The sequence below is a fragment of the Streptococcus sanguinis SK355 genome (assembly GCF_000212855.1).
Taxonomy (GTDB): Bacteria; Bacillota; Bacilli; order Lactobacillales; family Streptococcaceae; genus Streptococcus; species Streptococcus sanguinis_A.
On record NZ_GL890993.1, the window covers coordinates 2,330,814 to 2,346,963 of the forward strand.

General features: G+C 40.6%; 12 protein-coding genes and 1 pseudogene. All 13 read right to left on the reverse strand.

Annotated features, from left to right (window positions below):
• Positions 1 to 41: 41 nt before the first annotated feature.
• The 13 genes and pseudogenes from HMPREF9389_RS00215 to HMPREF9389_RS00150 all read right to left on the reverse strand — a co-directional run bounded on the left by HMPREF9389_RS00215 (position 42) and on the right by HMPREF9389_RS00150 (position 16,107).
• Positions 42 to 758 carry an NADPH-dependent oxidoreductase gene (locus HMPREF9389_RS00215; RefSeq protein ID WP_002931433.1) on the reverse strand — a complete coding sequence of 239 codons (717 nt, stop codon included), beginning with the start codon at positions 756 to 758 and terminating at the stop codon, positions 42 to 44.
• Positions 755 to 1,651 carry a primosomal protein DnaI gene (gene dnaI, locus HMPREF9389_RS00210; RefSeq protein ID WP_002931434.1) on the reverse strand — a complete coding sequence of 299 codons (897 nt, stop codon included), beginning with the start codon at positions 1,649 to 1,651 and terminating at the stop codon, positions 755 to 757. Before dnaI ends, HMPREF9389_RS00215 begins: the two co-directional genes overlap by 4 nt.
• A complete protein-coding gene (locus HMPREF9389_RS00205; RefSeq protein WP_002931435.1) occupies positions 1,652 to 2,812 on the reverse strand; it encodes a DnaD domain protein in 1,161 nt (386 codons plus the stop codon).
• The gene (gene nrdR / locus HMPREF9389_RS00200; RefSeq protein ID WP_002894570.1) at positions 2,813 to 3,286 is read right to left on the reverse strand and encodes a transcriptional regulator NrdR; all 474 of its coding nucleotides are present in this window, start codon (positions 3,284 to 3,286) and stop codon (positions 2,813 to 2,815) included.
• Positions 3,287 to 3,455: 169 nt separating this feature from the next.
• A complete protein-coding gene (locus tag HMPREF9389_RS00195) occupies positions 3,456 to 4,271 on the reverse strand; it encodes an endonuclease/exonuclease/phosphatase family protein (RefSeq protein ID WP_002931436.1) in 816 nt (271 codons plus the stop codon).
• A gap of 17 nt (positions 4,272 to 4,288) precedes the next feature.
• Entirely contained in the window at positions 4,289 to 6,481 is a 2,193-nt protein-coding gene (locus tag HMPREF9389_RS00190) for a PTS transporter subunit IIBC (protein ID WP_002931437.1), read from the reverse strand.
• Positions 6,482 to 6,767: 286 nt separating this feature from the next.
• Positions 6,768 to 7,457: a response regulator transcription factor gene (locus HMPREF9389_RS00185; protein WP_002931439.1), complete on the reverse strand. Its 690-nt coding sequence runs from the start codon at positions 7,455 to 7,457 to the stop codon at positions 6,768 to 6,770.
• Positions 7,458 to 7,466: 9 nt separating this feature from the next.
• Entirely contained in the window at positions 7,467 to 8,891 is a 1,425-nt protein-coding gene (gene gndA, locus HMPREF9389_RS00180) for an NADP-dependent phosphogluconate dehydrogenase (protein WP_002905853.1), read from the reverse strand.
• A gap of 167 nt (positions 8,892 to 9,058) precedes the next feature.
• Positions 9,059 to 9,292: pseudogene (locus tag HMPREF9389_RS12290) on the reverse strand (DNA (cytosine-5-)-methyltransferase); the annotation flags it as partial.
• Positions 9,293 to 9,389: 97 nt separating this feature from the next.
• Positions 9,390 to 11,030: an ATP-binding protein gene (locus tag HMPREF9389_RS00170; RefSeq protein ID WP_002931446.1), complete on the reverse strand. Its 1,641-nt coding sequence runs from the start codon at positions 11,028 to 11,030 to the stop codon at positions 9,390 to 9,392.
• A gap of 9 nt (positions 11,031 to 11,039) precedes the next feature.
• Positions 11,040 to 12,086 carry a hypothetical protein gene (locus HMPREF9389_RS00165; protein ID WP_002931449.1) on the reverse strand — a complete coding sequence of 349 codons (1,047 nt, stop codon included), beginning with the start codon at positions 12,084 to 12,086 and terminating at the stop codon, positions 11,040 to 11,042.
• A 322-nt stretch (positions 12,087 to 12,408) separates the two neighbouring features.
• Entirely contained in the window at positions 12,409 to 15,057 is a 2,649-nt protein-coding gene (locus HMPREF9389_RS00155) for a valine--tRNA ligase (protein ID WP_002931460.1), read from the reverse strand.
• 12 nt (positions 15,058 to 15,069) lie between these two features.
• Positions 15,070 to 16,107: a hypothetical protein gene (locus HMPREF9389_RS00150; RefSeq protein WP_002931461.1), complete on the reverse strand. Its 1,038-nt coding sequence runs from the start codon at positions 16,105 to 16,107 to the stop codon at positions 15,070 to 15,072.
• Positions 16,108 to 16,150: the final 43 nt, after the last annotated feature.

Genomic DNA, 16,150 nt, shown 5'->3' on the forward strand with positions numbered 1-16,150 from the left:
TTTTTCCTCTTTCATTCTTTAGGACAGAGCCAAACTCCGCCCTATTTTTCTAATTTCTTTTCTTTGAACAATTGGTCAATAGCCTGATTAGGCTCCTGACCAAATTGAGCAGCTAGGCGCTGACTCCAGGTTTCCTTAGCTCGCTCACCGGCATATTCAGTCTGTACGCGGTCATAGGCTTGGATAGTGGAACAATCCTGTTCACGATATTCTTCCTCAAAGACCACCGCTTCATAAGGCAGACGTGGCTTGACTGCATGGTTCTGGTTGGGAGTTCCCAGAGCAATCCCAAAGACAGGATAAGTGTAGTCCGGCAACTTGAAAAGCTCCGCTATTTGACTGGCAGCATAACGAACCAATCCAATGATTACCCCACCATAACCCAGACTTTCAGCTGCTAAGAGAATATTTTGACCCGCCAGAGCGGCATCTACTGAGCTAATCAGGAGATTCTCCGGCCCCTCAGGATAAAAGTCTTCCGTATGCATATGAACGCCCTTTTGAGCACGATTGAGATCGCCAACAAAAAGCAGGAAGGCCGAAGACTGCCGAATGGCTTCTTGGGGCACCAGGTCAAAGAGGGCTTCTTTTTTCTCTTTGCTTCGCACCACAATGATAGAATAAGACTGAAAATTCTTCCAGCTGGACGCAGCCCGCCCAGCATCAATGATGGCACGTAATTCCTTATCCGAAATCTGCTCCTCAGTAAAGCGGCGAACAGATGTATGAGCTTTCATCAAGTAAATCGTTTCATTCATCGGCGGTTCTCTCCTTCTAGTCGCACCTCCTGTGCTAGAAACTTAATTCGCTCCATAACTCGCTTGGCCTGCCAAGTTTCATCGCCATTCTTAGAGCTGGCAAAGTGTCGTTCCAAATCCGTAAAACTAAAGTTAGAAGTAAAGAAAGTTGGCAGATTTTCCTGCATGCGGTGCTGTAGAATGACCTGCAAAATCTCATCGCGCATCCAGGGGCTAGACTGCTCTGCACCGATATCGTCCAAAATCAGCACTTGAGCTGTCTTGACCTGGTCAATCTTCTCCTTTACCAAGCCGGAACTGATTGCATTCTTCACATCCAAAACAAAGCTTGGGTAATGAACTAGAGTAGTTGAAGCCCCTCGCGCTACTGATAATTCATGAGCTAAAGCAGCCATCAAATAACTTTTCCCAATACCAAAATCTCCATAGAGATAAACAGCCTTTTGATAATTAGGATAAGCAGCGACAAAATTAGCCAATCGTTCAAAAATTTCATCACGATTCTTTTTTAAGTCAATTTGACCGAAACTCGCATCTTTAAGGCTAGAAGGTAGGTTAATTAGATTGATCCGATCTTTAATATTTTTCAACTTTTCCAGCTCAATCAACTCAGGCGTCTCCTCATAGGCAACATCCGCATAGCCTTCATTTTTCACCAAGATTGGCTTATAGCCCTTGGCAATATAGGTCTCATCCCCCAGCAAGAAACGATTGCGCTCCGTAATATACTGGTTAAACTTGGAGACACTCCGCTGAATCTCAGCTTGGGTCAGCTTTTCCCGCTGGATAAAGGCTGCCACATCTGGGTCCGCCATGATTTGCTTGACCAGCTCCTGATAGTCAAACTGCCGCACCCTATTCATATGAGGCATATTCTGTCCTATTTTCTCCATTTAATCGCCACCCGAACCCTTTCTAATTTTTTCTAAAAGCTTGCGTCTTTTCTCTTCTAATTTTGCTTGTTGTTCAGGAGTAGTATCATCTTTATAGTCAGGATTACTCCAGTCAGGTACGTTGCTCTTGGTAGAGCCTTGTCCAGATTTAGCTGGACGATTATTCGTCTGCTGGCTGCGCTCACGAATTTTCAAGACAGCTTCCTCAGCTGTCGTCACCTTTTGATAAGAAAAATCATTGGCTACCTTGAGAGCATACTTTTCATTGAGATTGGCTGAATCCACCTTATTAAAGGTCAAGAGCAAGATTACGTTAATAACCTCATCCAAAAGGCCCAATTCAGCTAAATCCAGCAAAAGCTTTCTCTCCGTCCGTGTAATAGCAGCCTGACGGGTTTTTTTGATTTCTGCCAGAAAGACCATTGGAGATGTTCGTTTTGCCTCTTGAATGATAGACTGCTCCTGCTTAGAAAATTGGCCTTCTACTGGGTTCTGAGCTAGCTTTTGCTTCATCCGCTTGGTAGAAATGACCTGAGAAACAGCAGTTTCTCTCGCCAAGACATAGGTCTCATACCAAGTCCACTTCTTCTGCTCAGCAATTGCAAACAATTCTAATAAATCTTCTTTTTCATTGGCAAAGCGAAGATTGTCCTGAGCCATCCGTTGCTTGAAATACTCCAAATCAAAATCATTGGCCTTTCGCACTGCCCTTGGCTGCTCAGCTTCCATACCAAACACCTGCATAAAAGGCTTGACCAATTTCTCTCCACTAGGATTTTCTGGCCGCAGGGCATCTGCAGCAGCTTCGCCGATTTTCTTTTCCAAGAGCCGGCTGTACACATTATGGCTGAAAAATTCCTCCGCCTTTAAGGTCGGGTGGAGTTGAACCAGATAATGGTCATCTGTTTGATAAAGGTCCACTAGCTTAATCGCCGCCAAACGCTCAAAACTTTCTTCTAAAATATTAAGTCCAAAATTTAAATGATTGAGAATCTGACTGAAGAGGTGCTGTTTTTGCCCATTATCCACAAAAGACAGCAGATAAAGATAAAGTGTTACCGCTTCTCTCCCCAAAATCGGCAGATAGAGCTTGGTCAAGATAGCAATATCAGGGCTGACTGCATTATTGCGCAAGAAAGAAAACTGATGGTTTGGTTTCATTTATTTGTCCTTTTTCTTCTTGGACCCCTTAGTAATCTGCTTGAGCAGGCTTTCTAGCTCTCCCACATCCTTGAAACTCCGGTAAACACTGGCGAAACGAACGTAGGTGATTTCATCCAGCTCTGCCAGTTCATCCATGACTAAGGATCCAATATATTCACTATTGATTTCATTATCGCTCTGACTGCGGACCTTTTGCTCGATTCGGTTGACAATCTCTTCTATTTCGTCACTAGATACTGGCCGCTTTTGAGCGGAGCGAATAATACCGTTAAAAATCTTATCCCGAGAAAATTGCTCGCGTGTCCCGTCCTTCTTGACAACAACTAGGGTTCTCTCTTCAACACGCTCGTAGGTCGTAAAGCGGTGTTGACATTCCTCACACTCACGACGGCGACGGATCGTATTTCCATCTTCTGCCTGTCTGCTATCAACTACACTTGATTTATTCCCACCACATTTCGGACAACGCATACCATTTCCTCCTAGAATCCTAATACTTCATTATAACACGTTTTCAAGAATAACAAAAGACAGCCGTTTGGAGGGTAATATTTCACCATTTTGCCCTAAAAATATGTTTATCAAAAAGAAAAAGAGAGGCAATCTGTTGTATTCACAGTCTTGCCTCATCTTTTTACCATTATAAAGTCACTTGCACTTCTAAACCAAAGTGGTCACTGACAACAGGGGTTTCTTTCCCGTCAAAGACGACAGCGGAACGCTCAACGTCCATCCCTTGGCTAGTGAAAACATAATCTATCTTCAGAGCGTGCTTATTGTCATCCCAGCCTGCAATAGTCCCTTCTACTGTCGCCTCACCGCTAGCTTCTTTTGCAGCAGTATGACTATCCTGCAGCTTCAGGGGACTGGCTAAGATGGTCTGGTAGCCTTGCTGACCGACCGGATTGTTGAAGTCCCCCATCAGGACCAGAGGACTTTCTGCTTTTAGCAGCTCTGCTTCAAGCTTAGCCCATTCCCCCTGAAAGCCTTTGTCCCACCAAGACAGATGGCAGGAGGCAATTGTCAGCAATTGACCTTCTACCTCAGTCTCGGCTAGCAAGACCTTGCGGGTATGGTAATCCGTAGGATCATTAGCCTCTGATACCAGAACTTCTCCAGGAGCCATAGGATTTCTAGATAGGATTGCCACTCCTTCGTTGTAAATATCAAACCCAATATGATTATAGGCCCAGGACCAATGATAGTCCAGCCCTGCTTCAGCCAACTTTTCTACCAGACATAGAGCAAAATTATCTTGATGAATCGCAACCGCTCCTTCAACCGCCTGATAGAAAGGAGCCTGAACAACCTGTTCAGACTCCGTTAATTGATTGACTTCCTGCAGGCAAATGACATCATATTTTTCTTGAAGAATGCGTTCTACAAGCTGATTAAGCTTGGTTTCTTGCTTTTCTTCCATCCAACTATGAGTATTTAATGTCAGGAATTTTGCCATGATTTCTCTTTTCTATATTACAATTCAACCTTAGCAACAACTGTCTTAGCAGATGCTTGACCAAGTTTTTCTACTGTTACAGACTTGATAGATGCTGCATTGGTGAAGACTACGATTGTTGAAGTTTCACGTCCTGCTTCTTTGATTGCTTCCAAGTCAGCTGTGACTAGAAGATCTCCAGCTGCAACTTTTTGACCTTCAGAAACATGAACTTCGAATGGTTTACCTTCAAGGCTAACAGTTTCCAAACCAATATGTACCAAGACTTCCAGACCGTTATCTGTCACAAGACCGATAGCGTGCTTGCTAGGGAAGACGCTAGTTACTGTACCAGCAACTGGTGAATAAATCTTACCGTTTTCAGGCTCAACTGCAAATCCATCACCCATCATTTTTTGTGAGAAAACTGGATCTTTAACATCTGCTAAGTCAATGACTTGACCGTCCGCAACAGTTTCAACTTCCTCAGTCACACCTTTGTAAGAAACTTCGGCAGCCGCTGATTCTGCTTTTTGGCTAGGAAGTGTCTCAGGAATCACTTCACCAGAATCTAGCAAGTCTTGGATATCAGATTTGAGAACGTCGGCTTTTGGTCCGTAGATAGCTTGAACACCTTGGCCTTTCATAACCAAGCCCATAGCGCCTTCAGCTTTCCACTGTTCTTCTGTTCCAACTTTTTCTGCATCCTTGACAGTCACACGCAGACGAGTCATACATGCATCTACATCAACGATATTAGCACGGCCACCAAGAAGATTGATAACATTTACCGCTTGAGAAGCTGCAGCAACTTTACCGCCAGTTGACCCTGATGCTGAAGCTTCATCTGAACCTTCAGCAGTTTCATAGTTGCCGTTACGCCCTGGAGTTGCATAGTTGAACTTCTTAATCATGAAGTTAGAAATGAAGTACATCACAACACCAAAGAGAATCGTTACCCAAATGAAGTTGATGATATCCATACCCAAGCCAGCATTGATTGCCATAGGAGTACGAGTCAAGAATTCGATAGAACCGAATGAGTGTACACGAAGGTTGACGATATCAGCCATTGCAAAAGCAGCACCCTGAACAACTGAGTAAATCAGGTAAAGAGGAGTTGCTACAAACATGAACATGTACTCGATTGGCTCAGTAACCCCTGTCAAGAAGGTCGCCAAAGCAGTCGCAATCATCATACCTTTGTATTTGTGTTTCTTGTCAGCATCCACATTGTGATAGATAGCTGCTGCTACCCCCATAAGGATACCAAATGAACCAATCATCTGACCAACTTTGAAGCGAGCTGGGTGAACAGTCTCAAGTAAGTGTTGATAAGTAGAAGGATCAGCTGTTTTCGTACCAACCAAGTCAGTTACCCAAGCCAACCAAAGTGGATCTTGACCAGCTACAGTTGTTCCCGCACCAGAACCAGTAATAACGTGGTAAACACCACCTAGTTCTGTGTAGTTCATTGGAATAGTCAACATGTGGTGCAGACCAAATGGAAGCAAGAGACGTTCCAAAGTACCAAAGATGAATGGTGCCAAAACTGGCGCAGTATCTTGTGAGTTAGCAATCCAAACACCAAAGCTGTTGATACCTGATTGAACAACTGGCCATACGAATGACAAAATAATTGCTACGATAGCTGAACGCAAGATAACAACGAAAGGTACAAAACGCTTACCATTGAAGAATGACAAGGCATCTGGCAATTTACGGAAGTTATAGTATTTGTTGTAAGCTGTTGCTCCGACAAAACCTGCGATAATTCCGACAAAGACACCCATATTCAGAGCTGGTGACTCCAGAACACTGATGAAATAATCAGAAACCTTAATAGATGCGCCAAACATTGTTTTAACTACAGCTCCCTTATCCGCAAGCATATCGCTGGTAACACCAAACATGACACCAGTAATACGGTTAATCAGGATAAAGGACAGACCAGCTGCAAAGGCACCGCCAGCGCGTTCTTTTGCCCAGCTTCCACCGATAGCCAAAGCAAAGAGAATATGCAGGTTACCAATAACCCCCCAACCAATCTGCTCTAAAACACCGCCGGTAGTGACTAAAACACCTAGATTTGGATTAATCATCGGGATAGACTTACCGATACTAATCATCAGTCCTGCTGCCGGCATAACAGCAACGACCACCATCAAAGCTTTACCGAATTTTTGCCAAAATTCAAAGCTAAAAATGTTCTTGAATGAATCTTTCATCATTCAGACCTCCTTATATTTTTTGCAAACAAGTTCGTTTTTGTGAAATCGTTTGCATTTCGATACATCTATTATAGCACGATTTTTTATTTTGTAAAGGCTTTTATAAAAATATTTTCTCTTTTTTTGCATCCCAAAGGCTAAAATTTCTCTTTACCAGCCATATTCTTGCTATGTTTTAACGAAAACGATTGCATAGAATTATCAGAAGTCCGCACTATTTCTCCTATCAATACTGTAATAAGCGCAAAAAACTCCGCCTCTCAAGGAGAACAGAGTTTTGAATTTTTTATTCTTGCATGGCATAACCAACACCGCGAACGGTTTTGATATAGCTTGGTTGCCCTTCCACATCAATTTTACTGCGCAGATAACGAATATAAACATCTACAACGTTGGTCTCGGTTGCACTCTCGTACTTCCAGACACGCTCCAGCAGTTGCTCACGGCTCATGACCTTATTGCTGCCCATCAGGGTCACCAGCAGATCATACTCCCGCCGCGTCAGTGCAATGACTTCCTCACCACGGTAGACCGTGTGATTTTTAATATCCACTCGCAGATTGCGATAAGAGGTCGGAATTTTCAAGAGGCTGCAGTGCTGGTCGATAAAGTCGCGCCCGCGGAAAATGATGGAGACACGCTCCACTAAATCACTGATAATGAAGGGCTTGACCACGTAGGAAACGGCAAAATGCTGAATAACTTCCTGCTGCTCCGCAATCTCTTCGCGACTAGCCAGAACGATAATGACGGACGCTGGCTTAATCAAGCTCAGCTGCTTAGCAAAATCGCTGGCAGTCATATCTTGAAGATCGTAGTTGAGCAAGAGCAAGTCATAATCCACATCTTTAGCCAGAGCCAGTCCCTCTTGACCTGTCTCAGCTAAATCTACAAGAAAGCTTTCCTTTTGCAGTTCCAAACTCACAAATCGAGCAAGATTTTTTTCATTTTCTACTAGTAAAATTCGCTTTGCCATAGGCCTATCCTATTTTTCGTCGTACCAAGAATAGTGGTAGGTACCTTCTTTGTCTTTACGGTTGTATGTATGAGCACCAAAATAATCACGCTGAGCCTGAATCAGATTAGCTGGCAGATTTTCCGCACGGTAGCTATCAAAGTAAGCAATGGCACTAGAGAAGGTTGGCACCGGTACTCCTGCTTGCACAGCCAAGCTGACAACATCACGGACTGCCTGCTGATACTTAGCCGTAATATCCATGAAGTATTCATCTAAGAGTAGGTTTGCAAGGTCAGCATCACGGCCATAAGCATCTGTAATTTTCTGAAGGAAGCGGGCACGGATGATACAGCCAGCACGCCAGATAGACGCAATCTCTCCAAACGGCAGATTCCAATTATTTTCCTTAGAAGCTACACGCAATTGAGCAAATCCTTGAGCATAAGACATGATTTTTGAGAAGTAAAGAGCCTGGCGGATCTTTTCAATCAGCTCTGCCTTATCTCCTTCAAAGGTGAAAGCAGCTGGTTTTGGCAATACCTTGCTGGCAGCCACACGCTCATCTTTGTAGGTAGAAATGTAACGCGCAAAGACTGACTCAGTAATCAATGGCAGCGGCACACCTAAATCTAGTGAAGATTGACTGGTCCACTTACCGGTTCCCTTATTGCCAGCCGCATCCAGAATGTAATCAACGATTGGACCAGCTTGACCTTCATCGTCCTTGCGTGTCAAGATATCCGCTGTAATCTCAATCAGATAGCTGTCTAGCTCGCCTTTGTTCCACTCTGTGAAGATGTCAGCCATTTCACTAGCTGAAAGGCCCAGCAAGTGCTGCATCAGGTCATAACTTTCAGCGATCAGCTGCATATCTCCGTACTCAATCCCATTGTGGACCATTTTTACGTAGTGACCAGCGCCATCAGGACCGATATAGGTCACACATGGTGCACCGTCTTCAGGAGCTTTAGCAGAGATTTCTTCCAAGACATCCGCTACCAACTCATAAGCTTCTTTTTGACCACCCGGCATGATAGACGGACCTTCCAATGCGCCTTTTTCACCACCGGAAACACCTGTACCGATGAAGTTGATACCAGAGTTAGCCAACTCTTCATTGCGGCGAATAGTATCTTTGTAGAAAGTATTCCCACCGTCAATCAGGATATCACCCTTATCCAAGTGAGGAAGCAGCGCCTGAATAGTCGCATCTGTACCAGGGCCAGCTTGAACCATGAGCATAATCCGACGTGGTTTTTCGATAGAGTTCACAAAAGACTCCACATCATAGCTTGGCACAAAGTTTTTCTCAGGATGAGAAGCAACCACGTCCTCTGTCTTGTTTGCTGAGCGGTTATAGATGGCAACTGTATAGCCACGAGATTCGATATTTAGAGCAAGGTTACGGCCCATAACAGCCATACCAACAACACCAAAATTTGCTTTAGTCATTATGTTCTCCTATAGTTTGTTTGTCTTATTTTATCATTTTTAAGGCTTAAAAGAAAGTATTAAGTCGGAGAGGGATGAAAGGGGGGATGGATAGAAAAACCAAGTACAGATTAACTGAACTTGGTTGTGGAGGGGGTTACAGTAAAATAGAGACTTTCATAATAATCTATAATCTCCAAATACCCAACTGGAATATCCTCTGGCTGAACAGTGTGAATGTTACGACCATCAAAATAGATATCGGGATGATTTAATTAATATATCTGACGGGCAAACTAATTAACTTACACCAGTCGGAACTCGTTGGTTTATTCGAATCCCAACTCAATTCCCCAAACACCTGAGAAGAATGCTGCAATCTTGTACTTCTCAGAGCGGTTCGAACTTGCAGGATTTGTTATGAAGTTACTTGCTTTCTAAAAAATTGGTAATAATATACCTAACAAAAGTATTTTATGTGGATACAACTAGTTATTGTAAAAATAATAATTTTAAATCTTACTTCTGTTTCCAGAGTTTCTCTAATTCTTCAAAATTAATATCTTTCCACTTCTCTTTCCATAATTGGAAGTATGGAACATCTTTAGATGAAGGTTTATCTTTACAGACATCAATTTTCACAATCGATGGTAAAATAGTTGCTTCTCCGATGAGCAATGCCTCTCCTGTTGCTAAACTAGGTAACTTATCAACAATTCCACCCATAGAATCCGGTAATAACTGTCTTACATATGATTGATCTATAGGATTTGTTAACCGCATTGTTATAAAATTACTACACTGTGAGAATATTGTTTCAGAAATTTCAGAAGGTCTTTGACTAGCTAAAAGCAATGTAACCCCGTATTTTCTGCCTTCTTTTGCAATTCGTTCTATCGACTGCCGAGAAGCTCTGTACTTAGTTAGAGAACTTGTAGGTACATACTTATGAGCCTCTTCATATACTAATAAAATAGGTACGTCAGAAACTAGATTCTTACTATTATTAAATTGCTTGTAGTAGTATCCATACTCAAACATAATTCTTGAAATCAAAGAAACAGTTATACTCAATACATCAAACGGTACTCCACTCAAATCAAGAATAGTAACATTAGTCAGAGAATCTTCACTATATCCAATAAGCTGTTTTAAAACTGATTGTAATGTTTCTTCCTCTATTCTACCACCTAATAAGAACTCCAACCTTTTATCATATATTTTTGATTCTAACCGACTAATATAATTTGATAATTTACCATTCAATGGACCAGCCTTTTTCTGCCCTTCCCTTGCTCCTGCAATTTGTTCTTCATTCTTTTCATGAGCATATTGTAGGACTTCACGAATATCAAAATAAATCGGAGAATCAAAATGTAATTTTTCTTTTTCTTCCTCTGATCCACTAAATTTACTTTTTTTACTTTTAATAACAGATTTTTTAAAAATATTTCTCTGATTATGATCACTTCCCTCAGTATCTAAGAACAATTCTTGTAATTCATCACTATTTAATAGCCAGTATGGTAATATAAGATTATCAACATTGATAAGCCTAGCATTTGGGAAAGCACTTTGATATTCATTATGAATATCAAAGATAAGTATATGTGAATTATTTAGTCCTTCATATCCACCATTCTTAGAATGTATAGCATTTTGAACAACTTTTGCAACCGTGTGAGACTTACCCGAACCAGTTGAACCAACAATAGCAATATGTTTATTAAAAAATTTATTTCCTTCAACAGGAATCTCAATGTCATTATTAGATGATAACGAAGAAAATTTAAATTTGAGTTCATCTTTTATAGAATTTTCAAAAATTAACTTTATTTCTTCAAATTTAGCTGGTTCAACCGATTTTGGAGGAATAGTTATTGTGTCACTTCCCCTCACAAATTTATTTTCTTCATCAATCATCCCTAAAGGTACCGCTTCAATAATATATTTAATATCAACTTTCTCATCAATTTCAATGGGCTCAATACAAAAATTTTCTATTGTAGCTATTAATGCCAAATCATTTTCATCGGCAATTCTAAGATATGAACCAATTTTCAACTTTTCTTCTGCGATCTGAAAATCTGTGATTGACTTCACTTCAATTTTAATCTTATTAGGTTTCACTGAAATAACTTGAGCATTTAAATTATCCATTTCTATCTCCTAAATAATATCCGATATATCTAAAATTTGTCGAATGTTAATTTTTGAATATTCTCTATTACCAAGATTATCATTCTCTAAGTTTAATTGATTATTTTTATTAAATACATATAAATTAATTGGTAATTGGTCAGCCCGTTCTACTTCCGCCAACTTTTGTAAAACACTTGATAAATCTTCAGGATATTCTAATATACGTAATGAAATTTTATTATATCTATCGGGTTTAATTAGCATTTCTTGAAATCTAAATTTTGAATTTTTAAACGGAAATCCATCTTTAAAAAAACACCCATCCTCATATAACTTCCCTTTTAATTCACTTACAAAATCAACATTTAAAGTGTTATATAAATAAACATAAGGACTAAATTGATGTTTCAAACGAGAATATTTACTTGAAATTTCTGAAATTACCTCTTTAACATTATTTACACTCTCCCCTTGACAGTCAAGTAAGAAAAATCTATGTGCCTTTGATAAATTTGGTACTCTTGGAAAATATTTTTTATGTATGATTTTTTTATAATTTTCCCACTCTAGCAATTCACTCATCCATCTTTCAAAATAGTAATTTTTAGTTTTTATTCTATCCCAAAATTCTTTTTTTGAAATTTGACGCTTTTCAATATTATGTTCACATGCTAAGTCTTTAATTATTTTAAGAGCATTAAAATAAATCAATTCAATATCTTCTTCACTATAATCACTTAAATCATTTTGAATTTTAGATTTTATTTTTTCTATTTGATTTTCATAACTATCGGCTTTGATATTTACAAAAAGACGTTTATTAAAATCTTCAATATCATCTTCTTGTAAGGATTCCTCAAATTTAATTTCTCCCTTTTTATTTTTTATTTGATAATTTAAATTTCCTAATTCATCTGTAACTCTATATTTGCTAAAATCTAAAAAATATGTTCTTAGATTTTCCGTTGTTAATTCCCTTAGCTTCTCATGTCCTTTGTTATAAAAGCCATATAATTTATAAGTAAAATTCTTAGATTGAGCCTCCGTCCTGTTTTTTAAATAGTGTCTAAACATTAACTGTATTGGCTCTTTTATAATACTGTTATTAAACTCAGTTTCTTCATAATATTTACATTGAACAAATTGTATTTCATCACTATTTCAATATCAATATCTTCAACTCCCTCAATGGTAACTATATTTGTTTCATTCGATTGTTCCAGGATCTCTAAAATTGATTTGTCAAACTGATAAAAATAACCCTTTATAGTATTCGTTGCAGATCTTGGTCTACTCATTATTTACCTCACTATATGATGACTTTCTTTCTATTGTATCAAAAAAACACAGTTTTTGCACTGTGTTTTTATCATATTCATATAATGAATTTGAAATTTTAAACCAACTTCTTCATCTCATCAATCCGTGCTACTGTCGCATCGTACTTGGCTTGATAGTCGGCTTGTTTGTCACGTTCTTTTTGGACGACTTCTGGTTTAGCATTGGCTACGAAGCGTTCGTTAGAGAGTTTCTTGCCTACCATATCAAGTTCTTTCTGCCATTTCACTAGCTCTTTTTCGAGACGAGCCAGTTCTTCCTCGATATTGAGGAGGTCTGCCAGCGGCAGATAGATTTCTGCTCCTGTAATGATGCTGGACATGACCAGCTCTGGCACGGCAAGGTCTGCTGCGATTTCCAGATGCTCAGGATTGGTGAAGCGCTTGATGTAGTTGACATTATCCTTGAAGAAGGTTTCCAGCGCACTGTCTGTCGTCTTAATCAAGATGGTAATCGGCTTGCTTGGCGCCACATTGACCTCAGCTCTGCTATTACGCACCGAACGGATTAGATCTTTGAGGGCTTCCACACCAGCTGCTGCCTCGGCATTTTCAAATTCTGGACGAACCACTGGATAAGCCGCTGTCACAATGGTGCCTTCTGAGATTTGTCCAAAGATTTCCTCAGTCACGAAAGGCATGATTGGGTGAAGCAGGCGCAGGATTTGGTCCAGCGTGTAAAGGAGGACAGAGCGAGTGATGACTTTCTCGTCGTCATTATCGCTGTAAAGCACTTCCTTGGTCAGCTCCACATACCAGTCGGCAAATTCATCCCAAATGAAGTTGTAGAGGATATGACCAGCCACACCGAACTCAAACTTGTCGAAGTTCTCAGTCACCTTGCCAATGGTTTCATTGAGATTGTGGAGAATCCAGCGGTCAGTAACATTACCAGCTTGACCAGACGCCACCTGAGCGACATTCTCACGCGCCGCATCCAGCGTCAAACCTTCATTGTTCATGAGGATGTAGCGGGAAATGTTCCAGATCTTGTTGATGAAGTTCCATGAAGCATCCATTTTCTCATAAGAGAAACGGACGTCTTGTCCTGGCGCAGAGCCGTTTGAAAGGAACCAACGCAGGGCGTCAGCACCGTATTTATCAATGACATCCATCGGATCAATCCCGTTCCCAAGAGACTTGGACATCTTGCGACCTTCCTCATCCCGAATCAAACCGTGAATCAGAACGTTTTGGAACGGCTGACGGTCAGTGAACTCCAAGGATTGGAAGATCATACGAGATACCCAGAAGAAGATGATGTCGTAACCTGTTACCAAGGTTGAAGTTGGGAAGTAACGCTTAAAGTCTTCTGAGTCGACATCAGGCCAGCCCATGGTTGAGAAGGGCCAAAGGGCAGAACTGAACCAAGTATCGAGTACATCTTCGTCCTGAGTCCAACCATCGCCTTCCGGCGCTTCTTCGCCCACATAGATTTCACCTTCAGCATTGTACCAAGCTGGGATTTGGTGACCCCACCAGAGCTGACGAGAGATAACCCAGTCGTGGACGTTTTCCATCCATTGAAGGAAGGTATCGTTGAAGCGTGGCGGGTAAAATTCTACCTTGTCATCTGTTGCTTGGTTGGCAATGGCATTCTTAGCCAATTGGTCCATCTTGACGAACCACTGAGTAGACAGACGCGGCTCAACCATAACACCAGTCCGTTCTGAGTGGCCAACGCTGTGGACGCGTTTTTCAATTTTAACAAGGGCGCTGATTTCTTCCAGTTTCTTGACAACAGCTTTGCGAGCTTCAAAACGGTCCATACCCGCAAAGTCGAAGGCCAAGTCATTCATGGTTCCGTCATCGTTCATCACGTTGACTTGTGGCAAGTTATGGCGTTGACCAACCAAGAAGTCGTTTGGATCGTGGGCCGGCGTGATTTTCACGACACCAGTCCCAAACTCAGGATCTGCGTGTTCGTCCGCCACGATTGGGATTAGTTTATTAGCGATTGGCAGGATAACGTTTTGGCCAATCAAGTCCTTGTAGCGTGGGTCTTCTGGATTGACCGCAACGGCCACATCTCCAAACATAGTCTCAGGACGAGTGGTCGCCACTTCAAGGGCGCGTGAACCGTCTTCCAGCATGTAGTTCATGTGGTAGAAGGCACCTTCGACATCCTTGTGAATGACCTCGATATCAGAAAGAGCTGTGCGAGCTGCTGGGTCCCAGTTGATGATAAACTCACCACGATAGATCCAGCCTTTCTTGTAAAGCTCGACAAAAACCTTGCGAACGGCTTTTGACAGACCTTCATCAAGAGTGAAACGCTCACGAGAATAGTCCACAGAGAGGCCCATCTTGCCCCATTGTTCCTTGATAGTTGTCGCGTATTCGTCTTTCCATTCCCAGACTTTATCGAGGAATTTCTCACGACCGAGGTCATATCGGGAAATGCCTTGCTCCCGCAAGCGCTCCTCGACCTTAGCCTGCGTGGCAATCCCCGCGTGGTCCATCCCTGGCAGCCAAAGCGTATCAAAGCCTTGCATGCGCTTCTGACGGATGATAATATCCTGCAAGGTCGTATCCCAAGCGTGACCAAGGTGAAGTTTACCAGTCACGTTTGGTGGTGGAATCACAATCGAATAAGGCTTAGCCTTTTGATCTCCTGAAGGCTTGAAAACATCAGCCTCAAGCCATTTTTGGTAACGACCAGCCTCAACCTCGGCTGGATTGTATTTAGGTGAAAGTTGTTTAGACATGTGTATTCTCCTTTAATTTAGCATTCTTAAAACTAGTTTTGAAATCCGTTTTTTATTCTTCAAAAAGCAATAAAATTGTATTGGGTGTTGGAATTTATTGGGTTGATTTTTATTAACTAATTTCTTTTTTAACTTTCTACGTTTCTTTTCTAGTGATTCTAAATTTATTTTTCTGTTATCAAAACTATAAGCTTTGGATTCTAAGCGTATTATATCATTATTAAGCCTAATAGCTTTCCTATTATTTACCGAAGGTTTTTTTAGATATCGTTCTATTGCTCTTATATAATCATCTTCTATTCGATTTGATATCAATAAAAGGTAAAAAAATTCATAAATACAAATTGGTAGAAAAGATATAGAAGCAATTGAAGTATTTTTTAGCAAATCCATATAGATAATACCTATTGACAAATTAACTAAGTATGGAGTGACAAAAAAGATAATAAAGAACCACATCTTTTCTTTATCATTTCTAGATGGATTTATTCTTAGAGCATCAATAACAAAACCTTGTAATATAATAGCTAATATTGACAAAGTTAATAGACCCAGTGCCACCTGAGACCACAAATTATGTGTCAAATCCTTAGCTACTAAATAGGACAAATAGAGAGTAAAGACACCTAAAAATATTTGGACTATTCTCAACAAAACTGTGGAATATTGAAACTTAGGCTCTTGTTTTCTTCTTTCCCAATCATATTTTAATAGTAATTCTAAAAAATAAATAGTGTCCTCATATTTACCATCTGCGATACTATCCCAAATATGACCATCTTTCATAAAATATGGTTTTGTGTTTTTTATTTCTAGATTGTAACCATAGGGATTGATCTGACTCTTTAATCTTGCCAGAACACCCTCATGGCTTGAGGATCCTTGAAGCTCTTCAATAATATTTTCAATCTTATTCCTCCACTCAGATCGTTCTCCAGTAATATAATCGAGCTGATTTCTTTTACTATTATTAAGAAACACTAAAATCGCACTTAATATCGCCCCTAAGCCTGCACCGCTAAGTAGAGTAATAATCTGGCTTGCTTCCAATTTTTCTCACCTCACTTTTGAAAATCAATAAACCAAACTGTTC